Annotated in this window: 19 protein-coding genes; 18 read left to right on the forward strand and 1 reads right to left on the reverse strand. The window is 36.8% G+C overall.

What is annotated here, in order from left to right; all coding sequences use genetic code 11:
* The first annotated feature begins 14 nt into the window (after nucleotides 1-14).
* The 17 genes from prfA to H3R25_RS01870 all read left to right on the forward strand — a co-directional run bounded on the left by prfA (nucleotide 15) and on the right by H3R25_RS01870 (nucleotide 13,386).
* Entirely contained in the window at nucleotides 15-1,103 is a 1,089-nt protein-coding gene (gene prfA, locus H3R25_RS01790) for a peptide chain release factor 1 (protein ID WP_198194117.1), read from the forward strand.
* On the forward strand, nucleotides 1,096-1,944 hold the full coding sequence (gene prmC, locus H3R25_RS01795) for a peptide chain release factor N(5)-glutamine methyltransferase (RefSeq protein ID WP_198194119.1): 849 nt from the start codon (nucleotides 1,096-1,098) through the stop codon (nucleotides 1,942-1,944). Before prfA ends, prmC begins: the two co-directional genes overlap by 8 nt.
* A complete protein-coding gene (locus tag H3R25_RS01800; protein ID WP_198194121.1) occupies nucleotides 1,944-2,948 on the forward strand; it encodes an L-threonylcarbamoyladenylate synthase in 1,005 nt (334 codons plus the stop codon). Before prmC ends, H3R25_RS01800 begins: the two co-directional genes overlap by 1 nt.
* 84 nt (nucleotides 2,949-3,032) lie before the next feature.
* Nucleotides 3,033-3,662 (forward strand): uracil phosphoribosyltransferase, encoded by a 630-nt coding sequence (upp, locus tag H3R25_RS01805; RefSeq protein ID WP_046306643.1) that lies wholly within the window; start codon nucleotides 3,033-3,035, stop codon nucleotides 3,660-3,662.
* A 118-nt stretch (nucleotides 3,663-3,780) separates the two neighbouring features.
* Nucleotides 3,781-4,494, forward strand: a complete 714-nt coding sequence (gene atpB, locus H3R25_RS01810) for a F0F1 ATP synthase subunit A (RefSeq protein WP_122034879.1) — start codon at nucleotides 3,781-3,783, stop codon at nucleotides 4,492-4,494.
* An 18-nt stretch (nucleotides 4,495-4,512) separates the two neighbouring features.
* Nucleotides 4,513-4,737: a F0F1 ATP synthase subunit C gene (gene atpE, locus H3R25_RS01815; RefSeq protein ID WP_046306646.1), complete on the forward strand. Its 225-nt coding sequence runs from the start codon at nucleotides 4,513-4,515 to the stop codon at nucleotides 4,735-4,737.
* A 41-nt stretch (nucleotides 4,738-4,778) separates the two neighbouring features.
* Nucleotides 4,779-5,291: a F0F1 ATP synthase subunit B gene (atpF, locus tag H3R25_RS01820; protein WP_046306647.1), complete on the forward strand. Its 513-nt coding sequence runs from the start codon at nucleotides 4,779-4,781 to the stop codon at nucleotides 5,289-5,291.
* Nucleotides 5,291-5,839: an ATP synthase F1 subunit delta gene (atpH, locus tag H3R25_RS01825; RefSeq protein ID WP_198194123.1), complete on the forward strand. Its 549-nt coding sequence runs from the start codon at nucleotides 5,291-5,293 to the stop codon at nucleotides 5,837-5,839. The genes atpF and atpH overlap by 1 nt, the downstream gene beginning before the upstream one ends.
* Before the next feature lie 14 nt (nucleotides 5,840-5,853).
* Nucleotides 5,854-7,365 carry a F0F1 ATP synthase subunit alpha gene (gene atpA / locus H3R25_RS01830; RefSeq protein ID WP_046306652.1) on the forward strand — a complete coding sequence of 504 codons (1,512 nt, stop codon included), beginning with the start codon at nucleotides 5,854-5,856 and terminating at the stop codon, nucleotides 7,363-7,365.
* Nucleotides 7,366-7,375: 10 nt separating this feature from the next.
* A complete protein-coding gene (locus H3R25_RS01835) occupies nucleotides 7,376-8,338 on the forward strand; it encodes a F0F1 ATP synthase subunit gamma (protein WP_074425480.1) in 963 nt (320 codons plus the stop codon).
* A 24-nt stretch (nucleotides 8,339-8,362) separates the two neighbouring features.
* Nucleotides 8,363-9,802, forward strand: coding sequence for a F0F1 ATP synthase subunit beta (atpD, locus tag H3R25_RS01840; RefSeq protein ID WP_109715392.1), 1,440 nt, complete (start codon nucleotides 8,363-8,365; stop codon nucleotides 9,800-9,802).
* Between the two features lie 11 nt (nucleotides 9,803-9,813).
* Nucleotides 9,814-10,251 (forward strand): F0F1 ATP synthase subunit epsilon, encoded by a 438-nt coding sequence (locus H3R25_RS01845; protein WP_046306658.1) that lies wholly within the window; start codon nucleotides 9,814-9,816, stop codon nucleotides 10,249-10,251.
* Between the two features lie 71 nt (nucleotides 10,252-10,322).
* The gene (locus tag H3R25_RS01850; RefSeq protein WP_046306660.1) at nucleotides 10,323-10,553 is read left to right on the forward strand and encodes a DUF1146 family protein; all 231 of its coding nucleotides are present in this window, start codon (nucleotides 10,323-10,325) and stop codon (nucleotides 10,551-10,553) included.
* An 82-nt stretch (nucleotides 10,554-10,635) separates the two neighbouring features.
* Nucleotides 10,636-11,625 (forward strand): rod shape-determining protein, encoded by a 990-nt coding sequence (locus tag H3R25_RS01855; protein WP_046306663.1) that lies wholly within the window; start codon nucleotides 10,636-10,638, stop codon nucleotides 11,623-11,625.
* 18 nt (nucleotides 11,626-11,643) lie between these two features.
* Nucleotides 11,644-11,937, forward strand: a complete 294-nt coding sequence (gene yidD / locus H3R25_RS01860; RefSeq protein ID WP_187157847.1) for a membrane protein insertion efficiency factor YidD — start codon at nucleotides 11,644-11,646, stop codon at nucleotides 11,935-11,937.
* 8 nt (nucleotides 11,938-11,945) lie between these two features.
* Nucleotides 11,946-12,176: a DUF2969 family protein gene (locus H3R25_RS01865; protein ID WP_046306667.1), complete on the forward strand. Its 231-nt coding sequence runs from the start codon at nucleotides 11,946-11,948 to the stop codon at nucleotides 12,174-12,176.
* Between the two features lie 16 nt (nucleotides 12,177-12,192).
* Complete coding sequence (locus H3R25_RS01870) at nucleotides 12,193-13,386, forward strand: FtsW/RodA/SpoVE family cell cycle protein (protein WP_187157848.1); 1,194 nt, start codon at nucleotides 12,193-12,195, stop codon at nucleotides 13,384-13,386.
* Between the two features lie 57 nt (nucleotides 13,387-13,443).
* Here the strand turns inward: H3R25_RS01870 and H3R25_RS01875 are convergent, their stop codons facing one another.
* Nucleotides 13,444-13,896, reverse strand: a complete 453-nt coding sequence (locus H3R25_RS01875) for a universal stress protein (RefSeq protein ID WP_198188807.1) — start codon at nucleotides 13,894-13,896, stop codon at nucleotides 13,444-13,446.
* 977 nt (nucleotides 13,897-14,873) lie between these two features.
* On the opposite strand from H3R25_RS01875, the gene H3R25_RS01880 reads away from it, so the two are divergent.
* Nucleotides 14,874-25,082, forward strand: coding sequence for an SLAP domain-containing protein (locus tag H3R25_RS01880; RefSeq protein ID WP_198194125.1), 10,209 nt, complete (start codon nucleotides 14,874-14,876; stop codon nucleotides 25,080-25,082).
* Nucleotides 25,083-25,125 lie beyond the last annotated feature (43 nt).

The following is a 25,125-nucleotide window of genomic DNA, read 5'->3' on the forward strand; positions in this document are numbered from 1 at the left end:
GGGACTGATAAAATATGGATAAAATTATGGCACAGCTTGAAGGACTTGTGGCTCATTATGATGAATTGCAAGAAATGATGGCCGATCCAGAGGTTATCAACGATACCAAACGGTATATGGAAATTTCCAAAGAAGCATCTGACTTACATGATGTTGTAGAAAAATATCAAAAATACAAAGCAGATAAAAAAGAAATAGCAGACAATAAAGAAATTATTTCAAGCGAAAGCGACTCTGATTTAGTTGAAATGGCTAAAGAAGAAAATAGTAGCCTAGAGCAGGAAATAGTTAATTTGGAAGACGAAATCAAAATTTTAATGCTTCCTAAAGATCCTAATGATGATAAAGATATCATTATGGAAATCAGAGGTGCAGCTGGTGGTGACGAAGCCTCACTTTTTGCTGGTGACTTACTCAGAATGTATGAAAAATATGCTGAACGACAAAATTGGCAAGTCTCCATTGTTGATAGTGAACCTACTGAAGTTGGTGGTTATAAGCGTGTTGCAATCATGATTACAGGTGACAAAGTTTACTCTAAATTAAAGTATGAAAATGGTGCTCACCGTGTACAACGTATCCCTGTAACCGAATCTCAAGGACGAGTACATACTTCAACTGCAACAGTTGCTGTAATGCCAGAATATGAGCAAGTTGATTTTGAGCTTGATCCAAAGGACATCAGAGTTGATGTTTACCGTTCTAGTGGTGCAGGTGGTCAGCACATTAACAAGACCTCTAGTGCTGTTAGAATGACTCACTTGCCTACTGGAATTGTGGTGGCAATGCAGGATCAACGTAGTCAGCAACAAAACCGGGAAAAAGCAATGCAAATTTTAACCTCACGTGTTTATGATTACTATGAAAGTGAAAATCGTGATCAATATGACGAAAAGAGGAAAAATGCGGTTGGTACAGGGGATCGTTCTGAAAGAATTAGAACCTATAACTATCCGCAAAACCGTGTAACTGATCACCGAATTGGTTTAACACTCAACAAGTTAGATCGAATTATGAATGGTGAGTTGGACGAAGTAATTGATGCATTGATTTTATATAACCAAACTAAGCAATTAGAGGAGTTGGCTGATCAAAATGGCTAAAATTGCTACTTTGAAGGACTTAAGTATTTGGGCAACCGAAGCGGCTGCTGATCAGCGTCAAGAAGACGTTGATTTTCTTTTAGCTGAAAGACTTGGACTAAGTCCAAGCGAATTTGAGTTAAAACAAGAAATGGCGCTAAGCGACGCTCAAATTAAGCAAGCCGAAAAAGATGTCAAAAAACTTGCTAAAGGAATTTCACCTCAATACATTTTGGGTTATGCATGGTTTTATGGTTACAAGATATTAGTTGAACAAGGTATTTTAATTCCGCGTTTTGAAACTGAAGAACTAGTTGCTTGGACGCTTGAAGAATTAAAAAGCGGTGAGACGGTACTTGATTTAGGTACTGGTTCAGGCTGTATTACTGTTGCTTTAGCAAAAGAAGCAGCAAAAAAAGGAATTACAGATTTAAATTTGTTCGCTTCTGATGTGACAGATGCTGCTTTAAGAACAGCGGAAGAAAACTTCTTAGTCTATGATTTAGATGTCACTGTGCGCAAAGCTAACGTTTTAATTGGATTAGAAAAGTTTGATAAGATAATTTCTAATCCGCCATATATCAAAGAATCCGAAAAAGATGTGATGGATCAAAATGTTTTACAAAATGAACCTAAGGAGGCATTATTTGGTGGTAAAAGTGGCATTGCCTTTTATCAAAAATTTGCCAAGCAGGTACGTGAGCATTTGAACACAGGTGGCGAATTCTTTTTAGAATTTGGCTTTAGTGAAAAACAGCAATTACAAGAAATGTTTGTCAAAGAATTACCTGATTTTACAATTGAATTTAAGGATGATATGGCAAATAAACCACGAATGGTATTTGGGAAGTGGAATAAGTAATGGAAACGAAAATTTTTCAGCAAGACCAAATTGACGAGGCCGGTAAACTTTTAGCAGCAGGTAAATTAGTGGCTTTTCCGACCGAAACAGTTTATGGTCTTGGCGCTATCGCAACTAATGAAAAGGCTGTGAAGAGTGTTTATGCCGCCAAGGGAAGACCTAGTGATAATCCATTAATTGTAACTGTTTCAGATGGAGCAATGGTTTCGGATTATGCGAAAGAAATTCCTGAACGTGCGCAAAAATTAATGAAGCATTTTTGGCCGGGTCCGCTGACCATTTTGCTTTTTGTTAAACCTAATGCTTTGCCCAAAGCTGTTACTGGTGGGTTAGATACTGTAGCTTTTCGTTGCCCAGATGATAAGTTGACACACGATTTGATTTCTAAACTGGGCTATCCAATAGTTGGGCCTTCTGCGAATACTTCTACTAAACCAAGTCCAACCACTGCACAGCACGTTTATCATGATTTAAATGGTAAAATTGCGGGCATAATCGATGGTGGGCCAACCAGAGTAGGTTTGGAATCAACCATTATTGATTTGTCCGTCGAAACGCCAGTTGTCTTACGGCCTGGTGAAATTACGCCACAAGAGCTAAGCGAAGTACTTGGTGAAAAGGTCTTGATTAACAGTGGGCAAGTAGAAGACCAAGGTGTACCAAAGGCTCCGGGGATGAAGTATCGTCATTATGCTCCAAGTGAACCAGTAATAATTGTCGATGACACGAGTGATTTTGCAAAAATTGAGTTTAATGAGCATACTGGCGTAGCAGCTTTAGATTCTGTTTTAGTTGGGTTGAATGTACCAGAGCAAAATAAGTTCAGTTTGGGTAAGAATCTGGTAGATGCTGATCATAACTTATTTGGTGCATTGCGCTATTTTGATGATAAGCAGTCAATTGATCAAATTTATGTTCAAGGCTTTAGTGGCAGCGAGGCCACCTTGGCATATATGAACCGCTTAAATAAGGCTGCGGCTGAGAACCATTTTCATGGAAAGTAAAAAAATAAAGCAAAGGGCTTTAAACCCTCTGCTTTTTTGATTAAAATAAGCGAGAAAGTATATTTGTTTTATAGGAGGAAAAGAATGGGTAAATTTACAGTGTTAGATCATCCGTTGATTCAACACAAGTTAACAATCATTAGACGTAAGGAGACAAGCTCCAATGAGTTTCGTCAAATTGTTGGTGAGATTGGCGGATTGATGACATATGAAATTACTAGGGATTTACCATTAAAGGATGTTGAAATTGAAACACCAATGGGCAAAACAACGCAAAAGGAAATAGCTGGTAAAAAGATGACGATTGTTCCTATTTTGCGTGCAGGTATTGGTATGCTCAATGGTGTGATGGAAATGATTCCTTCAGCTAAAGTTGGTGTCATTGGGATGTACCGTGATGAAGAAACATTAGAACCACACGAATACTTCTGTAAGATGCCTAAGGATGTAGCAGATCGTGAGTGTTTAGTAGTTGACCCAATGCTTGCCACTGGTGGCTCAGCTAATATGGCTATTGGCGCCTTGAAAAAACGTGGTGTTAAGGACATTAAACTTGCCGTTTTAGTTGCTGCACCTGAAGGCGTAAAAGCTATTCAGGAAGAAAATCCTGATGTAGACATTTATGCCGCAGCAGAAGATGAGAAGTTATTACCAAATGGCTACATCACTCCTGGTCTCGGTGATGCTGGTGACCGCTTGTTTGGCACTAAATAGCGATATTTTTACAAATAGTATACGGAATTCGCTTACAATTTTTCACAAAAGGTTTGTTTGGTGTTAATATTGTAGGAGTGTTCGATAAACTGGGCACAAGAAGGGAGGTCACGAAGTAATGGAGAAATCATTTGTTTTTAAATTTTTGGGTTTAAACTTTGATCTCGCTGGGATGATTGGCTCAACTTTAATGGCTGCAGTGGTTTTATTCGTCTGCATTTGGCTCTCGCGCAAAGTTGAATTGAGACCGAACAAGAAGCAAAATGTGATTGAATATTTATTGGATTTCACTGATGGCATTGTTAAAGATAATGTCAGTGATCCTGATGCACGTAAGCATCTATCACTTTATGCTTTTGTTTTGTTCCTATTTATCTTTTGCATGAATCAATTGGGACTCTTCTTAGAAGTCAAAGTTGGTGACAATATGTTTGTTAAGTCACCAACAGCTGATCCAGTAACGACAATGTCGTTTGCAATGATGACCTTGCTTCTATCATTCACATTTGGAATGCAAAAATTTGGCGTAGGTGGCTATTGGCGCAATTATGCAGAGCCAGTTAGCTTTTTGTTCCCAATCAATATGATTGAGGAAATAACTAACTTTTTGACTTTGTCTTTACGTTTATACGGCAATATTTATGCTGGGGAAGTTCTATTGACATTGATTGGAAATAGTTTAGCTCCTAGCTTTGGTATTACAACCATGGTTTTAGCTGCCCCACTTGCGATGATTTGGCAAGGTTTCTCTGTCTTCATTGGCTCTATCCAGGCATATGTTTTCGTAACCTTATCAATGGTTTATATTGGTAAGAAAGTTACAAAAGAATAATTTTTCGGAGGTTTAAATATGTCACAAGCATTTAAATATATTTCTGCAGCGTTAGCCGCTGGTATTGCTGCTTTAGCTGCTTCTTGGGGTAACGGTAAAGTTATTACTAAGACTGTCGAAAGTATGGCTCGTCAACCTGAAAGTGCAGGTAACTTGAGATCAACAATGTTTATCGGTGTTGGTTTGATTGAAGCCGTTCCAATTTTGGCAATTGTTGTTGCTTTTCTGATTCTCTTCCTTTAATTTTTAAAAGTAATTAAGTTGAAAAGAGAGAAGGGCAGTAAATGACATTTCAAACTTTATTTGCAGCCTCATCAGGTCATATTTACATTGGTAATACCATTTGGTATTTGATTGTTTTTGCAATTTTGCTTGTCTTGGTTAAGCACTATGCTTGGGGACCAGTTTCCGAAATGATGGAAAAAAGACGGCAAAAAGTAATTAGCGATTTAGATTCAGCTGCAGACAACCGCAAAAAAGCCGAAGTTTTGGCTAATGAACGTGAAGCTGCCTTGAAAAATTCAAGACAAGAAGCAACACAAATTCTCTCTGATGCAAAAGCTAATGCGCAGAAGACAAGTAGTCAAATCGTAGCTGAGGCTAACGATGACGCTGCTTCGATTCATGAAAAGGCCAAAGCAGATGCTGCACAAGCCAAAGCAGATGCATTAGATGAAGCACGTGCGCAGGTAGCTGATATTTCAGTTACAATTGCTGAAAAGGTAATTGCTAAAAACTTATCTGCTGATGATCAAAAAGATTTGGTTGATCAGTTTATTAAGGGGCTGAATAAATAATGGCCTTAAGTAGAGAAGAAATTGTTGCACGTTATGGAACTGCGCTATTTAATTATGCGCAAGACATGAACGCTTTGGATACTGTTAAAGAAGAATTATGTGAATTAAGAAAAGCCGTTTGTACAAATCCACAGATCCTTAGTGTTTTTAGTGATCCAATTTTAAACAGTGATGAAAAGAAAAAATCGTTGTCAGCAATTGAACAGGGCTTCAGTACAGAAGTTCAAACTTTTTTAAATTTGCTGCTAGATTATAATCATTTTCTTGAACTTGTTGATATTATCGATTTCTTTAATAAATTGTATAATGACAGCAAAAAAATAATGGTTGGAACTGCAATAACTGCGGTTAAACTCGATGAAGATCAATTAAGTGCTCTAGGAGATAGTTATGCCAAAAAATTTGGTTTATCCAGTGTTACCCTAGAAAACAAAGTAGATTCAGAGATAATCGGCGGTGTAATTCTAAAAGTTGGCGATTGCGTTATCGACGGTTCAGTAAAGAACAAACTGAAAAAGATTCGTGCGCAGTTAATTAGTAAAAATTAAAAGAGGTGAAACCATTGAGCATTAAAGCAGAAGAAATTAGCTCTTTAATCAAGCAACAGCTTGAACACTATGATGACAAACTCGACATTAATGAGGTTGGGGTTGTAACTTACATAGGTGATGGTATCGCCCGGGCTCACGGATTGGACAATGTTCTATCTAATGAATTGTTGGAATTTGACAACGGTTCGTATGGTATTGCTCAAAACCTTGAGTCAAATGATGTTGGTATCATTATCTTGGGTAACTTTGATGATATTCGCGAAGGTGACCAAGTAAAAAGAACCGGTGAAATCATGCGTGTGCCAGTTGGCGAAGAACTGATTGGTCGTGTAGTTAATCCTCTAGGTCAGCCAGTTGACGGACTTGGTGAAATTAAAACCACTAAGACTCGTCCAATTGAAGATGCTGCACCTGGAGTTATGCAACGACAATCAGTTAATCAACCACTTCAAACTGGTATCAAAGCAATCGATGCATTGGTTCCAATTGGTCGAGGTCAGCGTGAATTAATCATTGGTGACCGTAAAACTGGTAAAACAAGCTTGGCTGTTGACACTATTTTGAATCAAAAAGGACAAGATGTAATTTGTATTTACGTCTTTATTGGTCAAAAGGAGTCAACTGTTAGAACGCAAGTAGAAACTTTGAAACGCTTTGGCGCAATGGATTATACAATTGTTGTCGAAGCTGGACCAAGTGAACCGGCCCCAATGCTTTATATAGCACCATATGCTGGTACGGCAATGGGTGAAGAATTTATGTACAACGGTAAGGATGTTTTAGTCATTTTTGATGACCTATCCAAACAAGCCGTTGCTTATCGTGAACTCTCTTTGCTCCTTCGTCGTCCGCCTGGTCGTGAAGCTTATCCTGGTGACGTTTTCTACCTGCATTCCCGTCTGTTGGAGCGTAGTGCGAAGTTGAGTGATGAACTTGGTGGAGGTTCAATGACTGCCATTCCGTTTATCCAAACTGAAGCGGGAGATATTTCAGCGTATATTCCAACCAACGTAATTTCGATTACGGATGGTCAGATTTTCTTGCAAAGTGATTTGTTCTTTGCAGGAACTCGTCCAGCTATTGACGCTGGTAATTCTGTTTCCCGTGTTGGTGGTAGCGCTCAGATAAAAGCAATGAAAAAAGTTGCTGGTACGTTACGTACTGATTTGGCAGCTTATCATGAATTAGAGAGTTTCGCTCAATTTGGCAGTGATTTGGATCAGGCAACCCAGGCTAAATTAAATCGTGGTCGTAGAGTTGTTGAAGTTTTAAAACAACCATTACATGACCCAATTCCAGTTGAAAAGCAAGTTGTCTTACTATACTCACTAACTCATGGCTATTTGGATTCTGTTCCTGTTGAAGATATCGGCCGATTTGAAAAAGAATTGTATGATAACTTTGATAGTCAACATTCAGACTTATTGGATCACATCCGTGAGACAGGTGAACTGCCGGATGAAAGTGAGTTAAAGACTGCAATTTCTAAATTTGCAGATAGTTTTTCACCAAGTAATAAATAGGAGGTAGCGTATGCCTGCATCTTTACTTGAGTTGAAGAAGAAAATTGCTTCAGTTAAGCAAACTGGTAAAATCACAGAAGCAATGAGAATGGTTTCTGCGTCAAAACTTAATCAAACAGAAAAAAGAGATGAAGGATATACGGTTTATAATGACCATGTTCGACAAACTCTTTCCCGTTTGATGAGTGCACAAGTGGTTAGCCACTTGCACAAAGAAAATGTTGCAATCGATGAAGACAGCATCAGTAAGATTGACTATGAAAATGTTTTTGGCCTAGGTGTCATTTCAGACATGGTTCAAGCTCGTAAAGAAGTAAAGTCTACTGGTTATCTTGTAATTACAGGTGATCGAGGACTTGTTGGATCATATAATAGTGCCGTCATTAAAAATATGATGGGCTTAGCTGAAGATGCAAAAGCAGAAAATAAAGACATTAAAATTCTTGCTGTTGGCTCTGTAGGAGCTGAATTTTTCAAGAAAAACAACTTGAATGTTGTTTATGAAAATGCTGCAATTTCTGATGTGCCAACTTTTGATGAAGTTTTACCAATTGTTTCAACTGCAATCAAAATGTACTTAAACGGAGTTTATGATGAGCTATACGTTTGTTATACGCACCACATAAACTCTTTATCATCAGCATTTCGTGTTGAAAAAATGCTTCCTATTGTTGATATCGATATCGGCCTTAAAGAAGCAAAAGAACACCGAGATCTAGAATATGATATTGAGCCAGACATTAATACTGTGTTGACTACACTAATTCCTCAATATGCCCGTTCAACTATTTATGGGGCAATTCTGGATGCAAAAACTGCAGAACATGCTAGTTCAATGACAGCAATGCAGAGTGCAACCGATAACGTAAATGACTTGGTTTCAAGTTTAACTACAAAATTAAACCGTGCAAGACAAGCTGAGATCACTACTGAAATTACCGAAATTGTCAGTGGTGCAAATGCTTTGAAATAATTAAGAGAAAAGGAGGTAGATGTTTTGAGTGAAGGTGAAGTTGTTCAAGTAATCGGCCCTGTAGTCGATGTGAAATTTCCACTTGACAAAAACCTACCTGATATTAACAATGCTTTGCGCGTCGTTAAGTCGGATGATGAATCAATTGTTCTTGAAGTTACACTTGAACTCGGTGACGGTGTATTAAGAACAATCGCGATGGAATCTACCAACGGACTCCGGCGCGGAATGAAGGTCCAAGATACTGGAGGTCCTATTTCAGTACCTGTTGGTTCTGATACCTTAGGACGTGTTTTTAACGTTTTAGGTGAACCAATCGATAATGGTCCAAAATTTGATAAGGATCATCCTCGTAACAGTATCCATCGAAATGCACCAAAATATGATGAATTAACTACCAGCCAAGAAATTCTGGAAACAGGGATTAAGGTTATTGATTTACTTGAACCTTATGTTCGTGGTGGTAAAGTTGGTTTGTTTGGTGGTGCCGGAGTTGGGAAGACTACTATTATCCAAGAGTTAATTCACAATATTGCTCAAGAGCATGGTGGTATTTCGGTCTTTACTGGTGTTGGTGAAAGAACACGTGAAGGTAATGACCTTTACTTTGAAATGAAGGCATCTGGTGTTTTAAGCAAAACAGCGATGGTCTTTGGTCAAATGAATGAGCCGCCTGGTGCCAGAATGCGTGTAGCTTTAACTGGATTAACCCTAGCTGAGTACTTTAGAGATGTTGAAGGACAAGACGTTTTGCTCTTTATCGACAACATTTTCCGGTTTACTCAAGCTGGTTCTGAGGTTTCAGCTCTGTTAGGAAGAATGCCTAGTGCCGTTGGTTATCAACCAACACTTGCAACTGAAATGGGTCAATTGCAAGAAAGAATCACTTCAACTAAGAAGGGTTCAATTACTTCAATTCAAGCCGTTTATGTTCCTGCCGATGACTATACCGACCCAGCCCCAGCTACAACTTTTGCTCACCTTGATGCTACAACCAACTTGGAACGTAGCTTAGTTGAGCAGGGTATTTATCCAGCCGTTGATCCATTGGAATCAACTTCTAGTGCGTTGGATCCTGAAGTAGTTGGTCAAGAACATTACGAAGTTGCTACACGTGTACAGCACATTTTGCAACGCTACCACGAATTACAAGACATTATTTCAGTGTTGGGTATGGATGAATTATCTGATGAAGAGAAGGTAATTGTTAGTCGTGCTCGTAAGATTCAGTTCTTCTTATCCCAAAATTTCTTTGTTGCTGAACAATTTACTGGTGTACCTGGTTCATATGTTCCAATCAAAGAGACAATTAAAGGCTTTAAGATGATTTTGGATGGTCATTTAGACGATTTACCAGAAGATGCTTTCCGTAGCGTGGGTCCTATCGAAGATGTTTTGAAAAAAGCTCAAGATATGGGTGTAACCGCCAGTGATCCTGAAGCAAAAGCATTATTAGAAAAGTAGGGTGATGTCAAATGGCAGATCCAGAAAAACTTTTCATGGTAAATGTTGTAACACCTGATGGCGTAGTTTTTTCTCATCATTGTAGTATTGTTGAGATGCGTGCAATCGATGGACAACGCTCAATCATGTATAATCACTTGCCTATTTTAACTCCACTTTCAATTGGTGAAATTAGGGTTAAAAGAAGTCGTGAGATGAATGAAGTTGTTAATCACATAGCAGTAAGCGGTGGCTACTTTGAGTTTTCTGATAATGTAGCAACGATTATTGCTGATAGTGCGGAACGTTCAAATAAAATTGATGTGTCTCGTGCTGAAGCAGCTCGAAAGCGTGCTCAAGATGCTTTGAAGGAAGCAAAAGCAACGCATGATCAAAGATCGCTCGAAAGAGCACAAGTTGCATTGAGAAGGGCTGTCAACCGGATTAGTGTTTACAATTCAGGTAAATAGTATTAAAGTTTAACGGATACACAAAAGCGTGTATCCGTTTTTTATTTGACTAAAGAAAAGTGGGAAATTAAATGTTTCAACTTGGTGTTCATGCTCTGATCAGTATTATTATTTACCTGATAACAATAGGGCTATCATTTCAAATTATGAAGAGTGTTAGAATCGAAAAAATTATTAGAACTAATAAGGTTTTTGAAGCGCAATTGCTACTGATTTTTGCAGCAATTGCGTTAGGCTTTTTAGTGGGGAATTTTTTCATTACGCTGATAGATACTTCTTTACAATTAAGTAATTTCTTTTAAGACTTGTTAAAACGCCTGAAGAGTGCAGCAAACTAGCTTTCTTTATGGTAAAATGTACAATGAATGTTTATGGAGGATTATCGTGGCACGAGATATAGGAATTGATTTAGGGACAGCCAACGTGCTCATTAACGTTTCTGGTAAGGGAATCGTTTTGAATGAACCATCAGTAGTTGCTGTCAATACAAGTACAAATAAAGTAGTAGCTGTTGGAACTGAAGCATACAAAATGGTAGGTAGAACGCCTGGTAACATTCGTGTGATTCGCCCATTAAAGAATGGGGTAATTGCCGATTTTGACATTACAGAAGCGATGCTATCTTACTTCATTGAAAAATTAAATGTTAAGGGCTTTATGTCAAAACCCAACATTTTGATTTGTGCTCCAACTGGAGTAACTTCAATTGAACAGAAAGCAATTATTCAAGCAGCTGAAAAATCAGGTGGTGGTAAGGTTTACCTTGATTTTGAACCTAAGGTTGCAGCTGTTGGTGCAGGGCTAGATATTTTTAAGCCACAAGGTAACATTGTTATCGATATTGGTGGTGGTACTACTGATATTGCTGTTTTATCAATGGGTGAAATTGTTACTAGCCAATCTCTTCGCTATGCTGGAGACCATATGAACCAAGCTGTTGTTTCTTACATTAAAAACAAGCATAATTTGCTTATTGGTTCAAGAACAGCTGAACAAATTAAAATTGAAATTGGTAGTGCGTTTGAACCGGATAAGGATCAGACGATTACTGTTCGTGGACGTGATGTAGTGGATGGTCTTCCTAAGCAGGCGACTGTTTCTGCTCCTGAAATTCAAGAAGCTTTGCATGATGGTTTAATGACAATTATTGCAGCAACTAAAGATGTTTTAGAGAAGACTCCGCCTGAGTTATCTGCCGACATTATTGATCGTGGTATTATGCTAACTGGTGGTGGTGCGATGTTAAAGAACTTGGATAAACTAATTTCGTACTATCTTAAGGTTCCAGTTTTGACTGCTGATCATCCTCTTGAAGCTGTTGCATTGGGAACAGGCATTTTGCTTAAAAATATCGAAAAGCATCAACGTCATTAATTCAACTGGAGGTGTGGTTTGCGTAAGATTTTAATTTATCTAGTTAAAATTTATCAGAAATTTATTTCGCCGGCTTTACCTAAGTCTTGCCGTTATTATCCTACTTGCTCAACTTACATGATTGATGCATTGACCAAATTTGGTCCTTTTTTAGGATTAATTATGGGTATTAGCAGAATTTTGCGGTGCAATCCCTTTGTTCGCGGAGGGGTTGATCCGGTACCTGATAAGTTTACTATTTTCCGTAACCCCCACCCAGAGAGATATGAAGATGAAATTATTGCTAAAAAATTTCATCCTGATGTGAAATAGGAGTATTTATGTCAAAAAAACCAGAGAATATTAATATTGAAATTAATGAAATCAACGGAAAAGATAATCCGACTTGGGAAGTAGTCATTCCACAGAAGAAAAAAGCTATTGGTTTAATTGAAAAAATTGATGGACGTTATCGTGCAACTACTAATAAAACTAATAGTGTTCTATATGCAAAGACGTTAGAAAGTAGCATCAATGACTTGCTATCGTACTTTGCTTTACATGAAAAATAGTGGACAGTGATGATTAATGGTAAAAGTACAAAATAAAACTGATTTGTATGATCAAATAGCCTGGAACATTGTTGTTCCTGTGCTGATTCTGGCAGCTGTTGGTTTATACTCGATTTACTTTGCTGCAATAGATGATCCAAGTCATATGGGAAGTCCAGTAAAAGCAGTTTTAATGCAAGGGCTTTGGTATCTGATTTCTTTAGTAATAGTTGTTTTTGTAATTCAATTTGATGCAGAACAGTTATTTCGAATTGCACCATATGCCTACGGTCTAGGAATTGTCCTTTTGATTGCAGTTTTATTCTTTTATAATCGAAGTATAGCTGCTGATGCTGGTGCCAAAAGTTGGTTTAAGCTAGGGCCAATTTCCTTTCAGCCATCCGAGGTAATGAAACCAGCGTTTATTCTAATGTTAGCTAGAGTAGTTAGAGAGCACAATCAGAAGTTCGCACACACAATTCGAAATGACTGGGTTTTAATTGGTAAAATAGTTGGTTGGATGCTACCAATTGCAATTCTACTGAAATTACAAAATGACTTTGGTACGATGCTTGTCTTTTTCGCTATAGTTGGTGGGGTAATTATTGTTTCAGGAATATCTTGGAAGATAATAACACCAATGTTTATCATAGTTGCAATTATAGGTGTGGTAGTGATTTTTATGGTAACTACACCAGGCGGCCAGGTTATTCTAAGCCATTCTTTTCAACCGTATCAATTTGCTCGTATCATGTCTTGGCTGAATCCATCTACAGATACATCTAAAGCAGCATATCAGTTGTGGCAGAGTATGCAAGCGATTGGATCTGGACAGATTTTTGGTAATGGGTTTGGAAATCTAAGTGTTTACGTACCAGTCCGTGGTTCGGATATGGTTTATTCAGTAATTGGTGAATCATTTGGTTTTGTTGGTAGTGTAGCAGTTATCTTGCTTTACTTATACCTGATTATTCAGATGGTGCGTATCACATTTGATACCAAAAATGCATTTTACTCATATGTATCGACCGGGGTCATTATGATGATCTTGTTCCATGTTTTTGAAAATATAGGAATGAGTATTGATCTCTTGCCGTTGACAGGTATACCATTACCATTTATTTCCCAAGGTGGTTCAGCCTTAATTGGGAATATGATTGGTATTGGTATGATTTTATCGATGAAGTTTCATAATAAAGATTATATGTTTAGCCAGGCAGGCGACTTTTAATTAAAAATAAAAAGCACTTCTTTTAAAAGGAAGTGCTTTTTGCATGCCCAGTTTATTTTAACTTTGATTTTCGGCGGTACGACAAACTAGTACATCGCAATCTGCGGTTCTGGTTACATACTCGGTTACGCTACCGACTAAAATTCGTTCTACAGCATTTAAGCCAGTTGCACCAACTACGATTAAATCAATTTGATGCTTTTTAGGAAAGTCGTGTGCAATGATTGCCTTAGGAGAACCGAATTCAATTGAAAAGTGAACATCGTTAATTCCCGCTTCTTTTGCATCATTGTAATATTTTTGCAGCTTTTCCTTAGCATCATTTGAAACTTGCTCAACCATTTCGGAGTCAAAGCTTGAAACATTTTGGAAGGATCTAGTATCAATGACATGTAAAATTTCTAAGCCTGCATTATTACCCTTAGCTAGTAAAATTGCTTTTTTAAAAGCTAAATCTGCTTCTTTTGATCCATCAACGGCGACTTGTATGCGGTGATATTGTTTCATCATTTAAAACACCTCTCTTATACATTCATTTTACCAAACTTTTGGCCAATTAATCATTTTCGTGATTAATTAATAAGCTAAAAATTAGAATAGTAATTGAACTAAGGAGTAGGGTAACCAAATTCAAATACTTATTACTTTGGAATAAGATGATGATCCCAATAATGCATTCCAACAATAAAATAATTGCTGTCCAAGACATGATAGGCCGGAAATTCGTATTACTTTTACTACTAAAAACCAAAAAGTGTCTATCTCGGTTATGCCAAAGATAGAAGGCGGTTAGAAGAAGCACGGCTAAATACAGAATAATAACAATTTTTAAGATCATAAAAGTCTCCAAATAAAAAAGCGGTCAATAGACCGCTTCCTGAATTTCTAAAGAAATCCGAGTCGACCGAATATAGCAAAAGAATGCTTGTTGAACCCGCAGTGTTCAAAAAAATGAGATGTATCGCAATGAATATGGATCCTATTAACTAAGTAATAGTATTCCGATTCAAAAGTTATTTACAATCTCGCATGTCTTATGTTTGACCGGTCAACTATATACAATTAAGCTAGTCGATCAACTCAGATCAATTATTATACTACCCACCATTACAGCATTTGTCAAGATTTAAACAATAAGCAGATAGTATTGCAAAAAAATCATAATGTTATGAATTAAACTGTTGTTTTTATTATTATTTTAATATTTATACATAATTAAGCTGTTTAAATATAATTTCAGAAAACAAGTAATTGTCAAATGAAATGCACTTTTTTCTATTTGAAGTATTAAGCATCAATCCTGAAGCACATCAGCAAATCTTTGTATAATAGTAATTGTCTGCAGAAAACATCCCCTCATTTTCCTTTTTTAAAATCACTTAACTCATTATTTATAAAATGCATATCAAGTGTAAGCACTATATTAGCAAATTATTAATAGTGGTCATACAATGTAGTTGTAACATAGATTTTGAGAAAGGAATATCATGCTAGGGAAAAATAATAACAATGAAAGATTAAAGAAAATGGAAATGCAAGATAAGCAGGACCACTTTTCAATTCGAAAATTGACAATTGGTACTGCTTCTGTGCTATTGGGCTTTACCTTTTTTGGCCTAAATACCCAAACTGCTAAAGCAGACATGGTAGATGCTGCTCAAGAAGTTAGCAAGAAGACAGATAGTTTGAGTACTTCTGATAGTCAAAAGGTTAACTCCCAAGATGATAACACTCAAAATGCTAATCACTTGGTTGATGTAAGTACCTATTCAGGTTTAAGCTCATTTTTAAGAGATGGCAGTGTGCCTCCAACTACTAATTCAAGTTCTTCAACTAGTCAGACAGGAAAGACTAATGCAACAAATGGCTCTGATCAGCAAAATAGTACTAATCAAGAACCTAGTTCTGACACAGCTGATTCTAAGGACCAAACTAGTACAGGTAATTCTGATACCAATCAAACTGGTGGAACCACTGACACCTCAGGTAAAGGAGGTACGACGACTAAACCCGTTGATCCAACTGATCCAGCGGCTAAAGTTCCAGATACTGCTAAAAAGACTGAAATTAAAACTAAGGATGCTAGTGTAGCGCAGGTCCATAGCTTTACTGAACTTATAGCTGCTTTTCAGAATGAGTCTATTTCAGAAATTGACGTCATGAACGATATTACAGACGGACCAGAGAATGGATCACAAGCTTTCTACTTTTACGGAAGAAAAATGTTGGTTAAATCCGGTGGCAACGGTAATACCAGATTTAAAGTTGATTTGAAAGGTAATCACCTTCAATTAAATAGTGGAAGTACGAAAGACTTGGATATTACGTACGATAATCTTGATTTATGGAGTGCTGATATTTGGGGCGTCATCATGACTGATGATTACAACAAGGACGGTCATTTTTCAAAAATCACCTTTAATAATGTTAATTTCCATGGATCGCAAATGGTTCACTGTGGTAATAATACTAAAATTTACTTCACAGGAACTAACTACGGTGAAGTAACGCATACACCATATCCAGGGATTACGATTTCAAGTGGTGATGTTCAACAACTATTTGAATTTACTGGTTCAAATAACTCAATCGATTTTAGCGGGACTTTTACCGGTAAAACTGTTGGTGGTAACGTGCTTGAAATGAATGGCGACAATAACGTTGTTAATATTGCTAAGGACGCTAAGGTTACACTTTCGCCGCGAATCTATTTTCCTAATAATGGTTTAGGTTCAAATGCGGCTGAGCATACTGGTCTTCCTTTGGCTATCGCCATGCGGGGGAATAATGAAGCCGTAAATGTTGATGGTGAATTAAACATCGTAGTTGGTAGTGATCACTATAATGGAACATACGATAATGATCAGTCCAGTGCAATCTTTATCAATGATGGTAATTCTGTCTTCAATATTAATAGCGATGCGAAAGTCAATATTACCACTAACGGCGATATAGCCAATAACTGGTGGAACAGAAACCTGATTTATGATGGCGGTAACTTTAACATTTTACCGCGAGGTTCGCTAAACATTAACGGTTCAAATATGGGTGACTATTCTGGTACGTTAGTTCTTATTAAGGGTACGGCTAATATAGAAAACGGTGGTTTCAATATCGTTCTTGGTCAGCCAGATCCAAGTGGCAAATATGTAAACGGCGGTACTGGTCAAATACTATTGGTAGATGTTCAAGGTGGAAAACTAGTTGTTAATAATCCTACTTCATTAATTTTAAATGCCCAAGGTAATACCAATCCTAATACCAGTATTATCGGTACAATGCCAATTACCTTAACAAATGTTCGACAACAGTTTGATTTGAGTTCGACGCAAAGTGGGCTAGGTAAAGTAACATTGCCACCGTTTCACGTTTTAACTGTAAGGAAAACTGATAGCACGATTGCAGTTGATAATATTGAATTGCTTAATGGCCAAGAGAAGTTAACTGCAGATAGATTAGCAGAAATTAAGGCGCAAGCAGCTAAAGCTAATATTTCACTTGATAAGTTACCAGCAGACGTTCAAACATCATTGGCTGATGGTATTAAAAACGGTTGGACTTACGATCAAATCTTTTCAGATATTATTCAAAAGGCATTTAATAATAGAAACAATTTTGGTTATAACAACATTAGTTTTGTTCCAGCCAATCCAAGTGGCTTTTTGGATATTGATCCCGGTAAGGTTCAAATAACTAGAAATGCTGATGGTTCACAAACAATTTCTGGTGATCCAGGTAGTGTAATTAATTACAATTCTGCTGTTGATGGTCCTGATTCAGATCCACAAAATTTGAAAAACCCATTTAGTTTAATCCTACCTATTGCAACTAAAGCATATATTATGGCTAATTTGATTGATAGTATGGGTAGAAAGACAGCGTGGACACCAAAGGATCAAAATGGTAAGAACTTAATTGACAATCCATATGCTCAAACAAAAGACACTATAAGAGACTCAAGCAACAGTTCTTTGAATCCTTTACCAACTCAGTATGCGGCAATTATAAATGATGACGGCTCATTTAGTTTTACTATCCCCGCAGACCAAACGATTAAGTTTGATAAGGGTTACTCTGTAGAACTAGCGCCCAATGCTAACTTTGTTAGCTACGATCCATCTAGTGTAGCTACGGGACGTCGCCCAATTATTAAAAACTTGGATATTTTAACTTTATCTGATGCACAAGATCAAGCCGCTAAGGCAATCACTGACGCAATTAGTGATGCGAAAATTCATAGACCTAATAACCTGTCTGAAACTCAAGTTAACGATTTTAATAGTCAATTAGATAAAATTGCGACTGCTGCATCTAAGACTGTTAATGCTGATAACGAAAAAACTTCAGTCTACGCCCCAAGTTCAAACACGTTAACAGAGATTAACAATCGTAAGAATGCTGCCCTTGATGCGATTAAGAACATCGTAAGCCAAGCACAAAGTTCCTCAACGATTGAAACATCTCGTGATAGTGCGATAACGAATTTAAATAATGAAGCCACATTGCAGTCAAAGAGATTTCCTACAATGGTAGATGCGATTAATGCTGCACGTGATAAAGCAATTAATAATGTGAAAGCTTTTCAAGCTGATAAAGATATTACAGAAGCAATGAAGAATGGTATTAATGCAATTGATCAAGCCGCTTATGGCTATAAAAAGAGTATTGAAACTGATCTTAAACAAAAAATTGATCAGGTCTATGTCGATACTTACAAACTTGCAAATGATCCTAACTTGAGTAAAGAAGAGAAGGACGAAGTATTAAAGCTAACTGGTCGTTTGTCTCGCGCTCAGGCGATTGCTCAACCGGAAGGTGATATTGAAAAAGACCTTGATCAAGTGTCAGTAGACGGGCACCAAAAAGAAGCTCAAGGTATAATTGATCAAGTTAACAAAACAATTCAGGCCCTGAAAGACTTACAGGCAGTTGCTCAAGATGAAATTAAAAATCATGCCGATAAGACCGCAGAAATAAAAGATTCTTATAATAAAGCAGTTCACAACATTATCACTGGTGATGATCCTGATGGTTCTAAGGGTAAGGAGTCTATTAAGGATATAAATGCTGATCAAGAAGCAAGTAAAATTAATGCTGCAGCTGAAGCTGCCAAAAAGCGAGTACAGAACTCAGGCATTAGTTCGGATCAGCAGACCCCTTTATTAGACGCAATTGATCAGGCTGCCCAAGTTGCAACTGCTAAACCAGGAAGTTCTATGTATGATAAGCAAAAGTCGATATACGGAACTGCTGATAATACTGTAATTAGTCAAAGAGAAGCAGCTGCACAAACTATTTTTGATCAAAATGCTGCAAAGGCAGAGATTTTGGGCTATGCAAACGCTAATGAGAATTCGTTAGGTATTGTTTCAAACTCTGATATAGAGAAAACAGTAAATGATAGTTTGACTAATATTAGTAAAGCAAGCGATTCCGCAACTGTTTCAACTACTGAGGAGGCTGCTAAGAGGTCAATTTTAAGACAGCTTTCTAAGATTAAACTAGCTAAATTTGAAAGCGATATTGAAACCCAATTGCGTAGTTTGCCTGGCTTATCTGCAAATGATATTGACGATAGCGTAGCAGCTGCGCAGAAGTTGCTCAATAATTCAACAACTCCTCTTGGTTATAACCAGCGCATTGATCAAGCAGATAGTTTAACCGCAATCGACTCAGCACGAAATGATGGTATTGCCGCCCTGAACAACCTGCTGCTTTCGGCTAAAGCTAAGGGTGAGCGTAACACCTCCTTAGATGATGCTATCAAGCAGATTAGAGAAGAGCAAACTAATGCTAATTCAAGAATTGATCAAACAAGCAATCTAACTGATGAACAAAAGAAAGCATATCATGATCAAATCAGTAAGGTAGTTAATGATAGTATAGATACCTTAAACAAGGTTGATAGTTCAAAAATTGCTGAGACAGTAACTAATGCTAAAAATAGTATTGAGAATATCGTAAGCGATGCTCAAGGCACTGCAGATAAGGAGGTAGAAGAAGCTAGAACCAAGGCAACTCAAGACATTGATACAGCTGTTAATGATGCAAAAGCTAAAATTGAAAGCATTGATGATAGTCAACTCAGTCCTTCAAATAAGAAATATTATGAAGATCAAATTGATCAAGATGCCCAGGCTGCGAAGGCAAAAATTACTTCGGCTCAAAATGTTTCTGATATTAATTCGGCTAAACAAGAAGGCCAAAATAATATTCTAAAAGATTTAGGTGCTGCTCAGATTACAGCTACTAGAGCACAAGCAATTAGTAGATTACAACAGGCCAAAGCTAAAGCTAAAGATGCTCTTGCCAAAGCCCAACAGAATGAACAACTTGATCCTGCAACAGTCCAAGCTAAAAGAGATCAAATTGATGCAGGGTACGATCAAACAATTCAAGCTATTACTAATGACCATACAGTAACTGACATTAATGATGATGCTCAAAAAGGAGTTGATGCAATTGATTCAGTTATTAATTCTCTTTCATCAGATATCAACGCCCAGGCTCTAGAAAAGCAACGTAAAGCCGCAATCGAAAAATTAAAAGGTACACGCGATGATGCAAATAGTCAAATTACTAATGACCCTAATTTGGGAGTAACAGAAAAGAATGACTACTATAACCAGATTACAAATGCCTTTAATCAAGCGCAAACTGCTATTCAGGGTGCAAGTAAAGATGATATAGATACAGCACTAACTAAAGGTAAAAATGATTTTGCAAACATTCTAGCTTCTGCTAACTTGCAATCCGCAAAAGACCAGGCTTTAGCAACTCTAATGGCTGAACGAAATAAAGTTAAAGAACAAATTGGCAATATGGATCAGATTACAAGTGCCAACAAAGCAGATTTACGTGCAAAAGTGGATGCTATATATAATATCGGTGTTAATGGAATTAATAATAAAACCACCACTACTAACGGGCAACTTAATGAAATCGTTCAAAACGGTAAGTCATTAATTGATAATGTGATTAGTGATGTAAATGTTAACAAGATTCTTAATAAGCAAAAGCTTGATGATTATGCTCAAAAGGCGGTTGAGCGAATTAGTAATTCCTCAGATATTACTAATGATACCAAGGCAACCACTATTAATAATATTACAGCTGCACGTGATAATGCTAAATCAATAATTGATTCCACAGATGCCATTTCCGATGCTAACACAGCTGAGAAAAAAGGTGAATCAGCTATTGATGCTGCAGAAGCTACAGGTAATGGTTTTAATGCATCTAAAACGGATATTAAGAATAGTATTGCTAATGCTGCTAACATTGCCAAGAACCGTTTAAGTGACATTTATAGCAAATTATCGACAGACCAAAGAAATGAAGTAAAAGATAAATTTACTGATGCAATTAATCAACTTGGCACAATCCCAACTGATGCAAACACTAAAATTGATGCTACAACAAACAAAGATCAGCTAACTGGGATTTATCAAGATACATTAAATAAAATTAATGATATCGAATCAGCTGCAAAGTTGGCTAGTGACAAAGTTATCGCCAAAGATTTGATTCAAAAGACGGCACTTGAAGCTCGCGATAAACTTCATGATTCACGAGACCAAAATGCAGTTTTCGAAGTGGCTGATTTAGGTATTAAAGATATTGATGCTGCAAATGACAGCGATACAGTTGAAAAAATCAAAAATAATACTTTGCAGGGAATTAGTAATGTTATCACAAATGCAAGTAAGAGTGATGCAGATGATATCCGTAATCAAAGAGATCAAGCAATTAAAGAACTTGATAAAGCTCTCGGAAAGAGCTCAACTGATACCGGTGTTCTACCAGAAATTAATGGTTTACCAGGCTTAACTTCAGATCAGTTAGCTAAGTTTAAACAGCAAGCTCAAGATGCTTATAATCATGCCATTGCAAGTGTTAATGGTGCTCTTGCGGAAAATATTGATACAGAGAAAAATGCTGGTCTAAGCAATATTTACCAGGCTTTGGCTGATGCTAAATTGCAAGCAGCTAAAAATAAGGCAAATTCATTTTTAGATGAGTATGCTAAAGGAGCCATTCAAAATGACCCTAGAGATGCGGACATGATTAATAGCGAGCGTGATAAGGCGAAAGCCAAGGTAGACAATGCTAAAAACCAAGATGATGTTCAAAAAGCTCAAGATGAGGGTCACGACATTATGAAAGGAATCATTGACACCGTCAATGATAAGAACATGAACGCTGCTAAAGACTCTGCTAAGAATGATTTAGCTGACTCAATTAGTAAATTACAACAACAAATTGATCAAGATTTAGCTAATAAAAAGCTAGGTCAAGATCAATATAACGATTTGAAGAATAAACTTGATCAAGTTCGGCAATCTGGTGAGTCAAGAATTAACTCCACTGTAAATAAAGATCAATTATCTGATGCTAAAGATCAGAATAATGCTGATTTGAATAAAGTTAATAATGAAATTATTAAGGCTGAATCTGCTAATACTGCATTGACTAAGTTGCAAGATGCAGTTAATAAGGCAAACGAATCTGCCGATAAGATTGCCAAAGACAATCCTAGTCTTGCAGATCAGATGAGAGACCGAATTAAGTCAGAGCGTGATAAAGCTGCCCAAAATATTCAAGCCGCTCAAAATAATTTGACTGATGCAAATAGTGCAATGAATCAAGCAGCACAAGCTGGTAGTGATGCAATTACTGGTTTAACCCAGAGATTCGAAGAAAAGAACAAACAAATTAATACTCTGAAAGATTATGCTGAAGCTGCTAAGGCAAAATTACCAAGTTCAGGACTTGATCCAACAGAAATAAGCCAAAATGAAGCTGCAATAAATAACGCAATGCAAAAAGGTGTTAGCGACTTATATGGTGCTGATGATAATGCAGACTTAGGTCAAGTTGAAAAAGCTGGTGAAGCCGCTATAGATCAAGCAGGTATTCCAGCCAATTTACTAAGTGAAAAGAATAAGCAAATTGCGGCTATTGATAAGTATGTCAAAGATAAGGGCAGTATTAGTCAAGTTGCCAGCGATTTAACTGAACAGCAAAAGGCTGATTTACAGGATCAACTTAATCAGCTGGTTCAAAAGACCAAGGACGAAATTAGTAAAGTTGCTTTACCAAGCAGTCCGACAACAACAGATCTCGAAAATGCTAAACAGAAATTGCAGACCATTGAAAAGGGACTAGATAAAGATGGTCATGCAAACAATTTAGGTGAAGCTGGAATTAATCAGCTCTATCAAACAGCCCAAAATAAAGAAGAAATCTATCAAATTAAGCAAAATGCTATTAATAATCTTCTTGAGCAAAAAGCAGAAGCTGATAAAAAGCTTGAGGATTCCGGTTTAGTAAACTCTGATTTACAAAAGCAAAAGCAGAAGCTCCAAGACATTTACGATCAAAGTAAAGCAAAGATTAACGCAGTTCCAACTACAGATAAGAACGGAAATGATCGCTCTACTGATGACATCCAAAAGGATGTTGATCAGATTGTCAGCAACGCAACTCAAGGATATTCTGATAGTGATTCCGGTAGTCACATTCCTGGATTTGCTGATGTTGAAAAAGATACTGATCTTGCTGCTGCAAAAGCAAAGGCAGAAGCTATTTTGCTAGGTAAGTATTCGATTACTCAAAATGTTATCAGGTTATCACAGCTAACTGGTGAGCAAAAGAAAGCATTAAACAAGATAGTTGATGATTTATATGCAAATGAAAAAGCAAGCATAGAGCAGCAAACTGATATCAATAAAATTCCGATTGATGAAAATCAAATTGGTACTAAGCTAACTGATACTTATCAAAATACTTCTGAATGGTTCAATTACAATCAGTCTAATGCAATAAATGGTGCTGGAAATGAAATAACTGGCTTAGAAGCTGGATACAATGGGTTAACTGAAGAACAAAAAGCTAATCCAAATTATCAAAAGAATATTCAAGCTATGCATGATTCAATTGATGCAATTAGACATGCAACCAATATAGATACAACAACAAGGTGGTACAATACTGGAATCAATGCTTATAATGAACTAATATCTAGGGAACAACTAAAGGACATGTTCAATAAAGCAAAGGACACACTTAATAATATAGATAGCCTTCTTCCTGAAGACAGAGATCATTTCAAGAATAGGCTTGATGGAATATATGGAAGTGTAGATATTAAGCTCACTCAGGAAATTGGAGCAAGCACATCCTATGATAATATTGAGTACAATCTAAAGCGTGATATTGACTTAGCAAGGCAAGCAATTGATCAATTAATGCAGCAAGCATTGTACACAGTTAAGAGTTCTGCCAATAGGGATATTGAGGCTGAATACAAAGGTGCAGTTGCTCAGAACCAAAAATACTTTGGTGATTCTGCATGGATTTATTCAACTAACAGTGAGCATGACAAATATAAATATATATCTGGTAATTCTTACGATGAAGTTTCGAATAATAGAATAACTGGAATACGAGAAATTGCCAAAGCTGCTGTTTCTGATGCTGCTACTAATGCTAAGAAGAAAATTGATAATAACAAAGTAAAGCATGAAAATGGTGATAACTATACTGATGATGAAAAAGCTGTGATTAATACTGAAATCGATCGTATTCTAACAGATGCTCAGAAAAAGATTAATCAAAATAATACTCTGACTGATGTTGATGGTAAGCGTGACGATGGTATTGAAGCGATTAATAAGGCATCATCAGATTCAACTGTCATTGATAAAATTATTAAAGATAGTGCCAACAACAGCAATAACGGAAATAATGGCAACAATGATAATACTAACAACAATGGAGGTAATTCTACTTCTAACGGTAATGGTGATACAACTTCTAACCCTGCAAATCCAGCTAAGCAACCAACTACTGATAAAGAAAATGGTGCAGCAAATGATTTAGGCGAAAGTACTAACGTGACCTTAATGCATAATGCTTATCTATATGATAATTCAGGAAAACGTGCTAACAAAGTTACACTTGGTGCTGGCTCAATTCTTTCAACTTATGGTACTGTTACTATTGCCGGCCATGAATACTATGTACTAATTGACACACATGATAAAAATAAGAAATATTATGTTGCCGTTGGTAACGGATTGGCAACTGAGCAAAAGTTAAAACATAATGCTTATGTTTATAACAAATTCGGACAGCGTGTAAAGAAAGCTGGTGTTCTAAAGAAGGGTAGCATTGTTAAAACTTATGGTGATAGTGTTAAACTTCGTGGCGAAAAATACTTTATCATTGATAAGAACCGCTATGTTAAAGCTACAAATGTTGCAGTGGTTGTTTCTAATCAATCTGCAAAGGTTGAAGCAATATCTGCTAATGAGTCTAAGGAAAAATCTGGGACAACCATTGAAAAAATGTTAATGCACAATGCATATCTTTATGATGAAAATGGTCATCGTGCTAACCAAATGATGTATTTAGCTGGCTCTATAATTAGCGTAACAGGACAAAAAGCAATTAGTGGAACTAACTACTATATTTTGCAAAATGGTTTACTAGTTAATGCAGGTAATATCGATGGTAAGAATTTAAAGCTGAGACATAATGCTTATCTTTACAGTCAATATGGTAATCGTCTAGGCAAAAAGGTATTGAGAAAGAAGCAATCGGTTTCGACCTATGGTGATCCTGTTTCTATTAAGAATAAAAAGTATTATATCGTTGCGCAAAATAAATATGTTAAAAAGGCTAATTTTTAAATTAAATAGTTAACTTTTAGACCAAAATAAAAGTGACACAATT

It is taken from the genome of Lactobacillus sp. M0390 (assembly GCF_016102085.1).
Taxonomy (GTDB): domain Bacteria; phylum Bacillota; class Bacilli; order Lactobacillales; family Lactobacillaceae; genus Lactobacillus; species Lactobacillus apis.

Bases quoted from the DNA above. Each gene is read 5' to 3' on its own strand.
- prfA (WP_198194117.1), top strand. From the start codon at position 15: ATGGATAAAATTATGGCACAGCTTGAAGGACTTGTGGCTCATTATGAT.
- prmC (WP_198194119.1), top strand. From the start codon at position 1,096: ATGGCTAAAATTGCTACTTTGAAGGACTTAAGTATTTGGGCAACCGAA.
- H3R25_RS01800 (WP_198194121.1), top strand. From the start codon at position 1,944: ATGGAAACGAAAATTTTTCAGCAAGACCAAATTGACGAGGCCGGTAAA.
- upp (WP_046306643.1), top strand. From the start codon at position 3,033: ATGGGTAAATTTACAGTGTTAGATCATCCGTTGATTCAACACAAGTTA.
- atpB (WP_122034879.1), top strand. From the start codon at position 3,781: ATGGAGAAATCATTTGTTTTTAAATTTTTGGGTTTAAACTTTGATCTC.
- atpE (WP_046306646.1), top strand. From the start codon at position 4,513: ATGTCACAAGCATTTAAATATATTTCTGCAGCGTTAGCCGCTGGTATT.
- atpF (WP_046306647.1), top strand. From the start codon at position 4,779: ATGACATTTCAAACTTTATTTGCAGCCTCATCAGGTCATATTTACATT.
- atpH (WP_198194123.1), top strand. From the start codon at position 5,291: ATGGCCTTAAGTAGAGAAGAAATTGTTGCACGTTATGGAACTGCGCTA.
- H3R25_RS01835 (WP_074425480.1), top strand. From the start codon at position 7,376: ATGCCTGCATCTTTACTTGAGTTGAAGAAGAAAATTGCTTCAGTTAAG.
- H3R25_RS01845 (WP_046306658.1), top strand. From the start codon at position 9,814: ATGGCAGATCCAGAAAAACTTTTCATGGTAAATGTTGTAACACCTGAT.
- H3R25_RS01850 (WP_046306660.1), top strand. From the start codon at position 10,323: ATGTTTCAACTTGGTGTTCATGCTCTGATCAGTATTATTATTTACCTG.
- H3R25_RS01865 (WP_046306667.1), top strand. From the start codon at position 11,946: ATGTCAAAAAAACCAGAGAATATTAATATTGAAATTAATGAAATCAAC.
- H3R25_RS01870 (WP_187157848.1), top strand. From the start codon at position 12,193: ATGGTAAAAGTACAAAATAAAACTGATTTGTATGATCAAATAGCCTGG.
- H3R25_RS01875 (WP_198188807.1), bottom strand. From the start codon at position 13,896: ATGATGAAACAATATCACCGCATACAAGTCGCCGTTGATGGATCAAAA.
- H3R25_RS01880 (WP_198194125.1), top strand. From the start codon at position 14,874: ATGCTAGGGAAAAATAATAACAATGAAAGATTAAAGAAAATGGAAATG.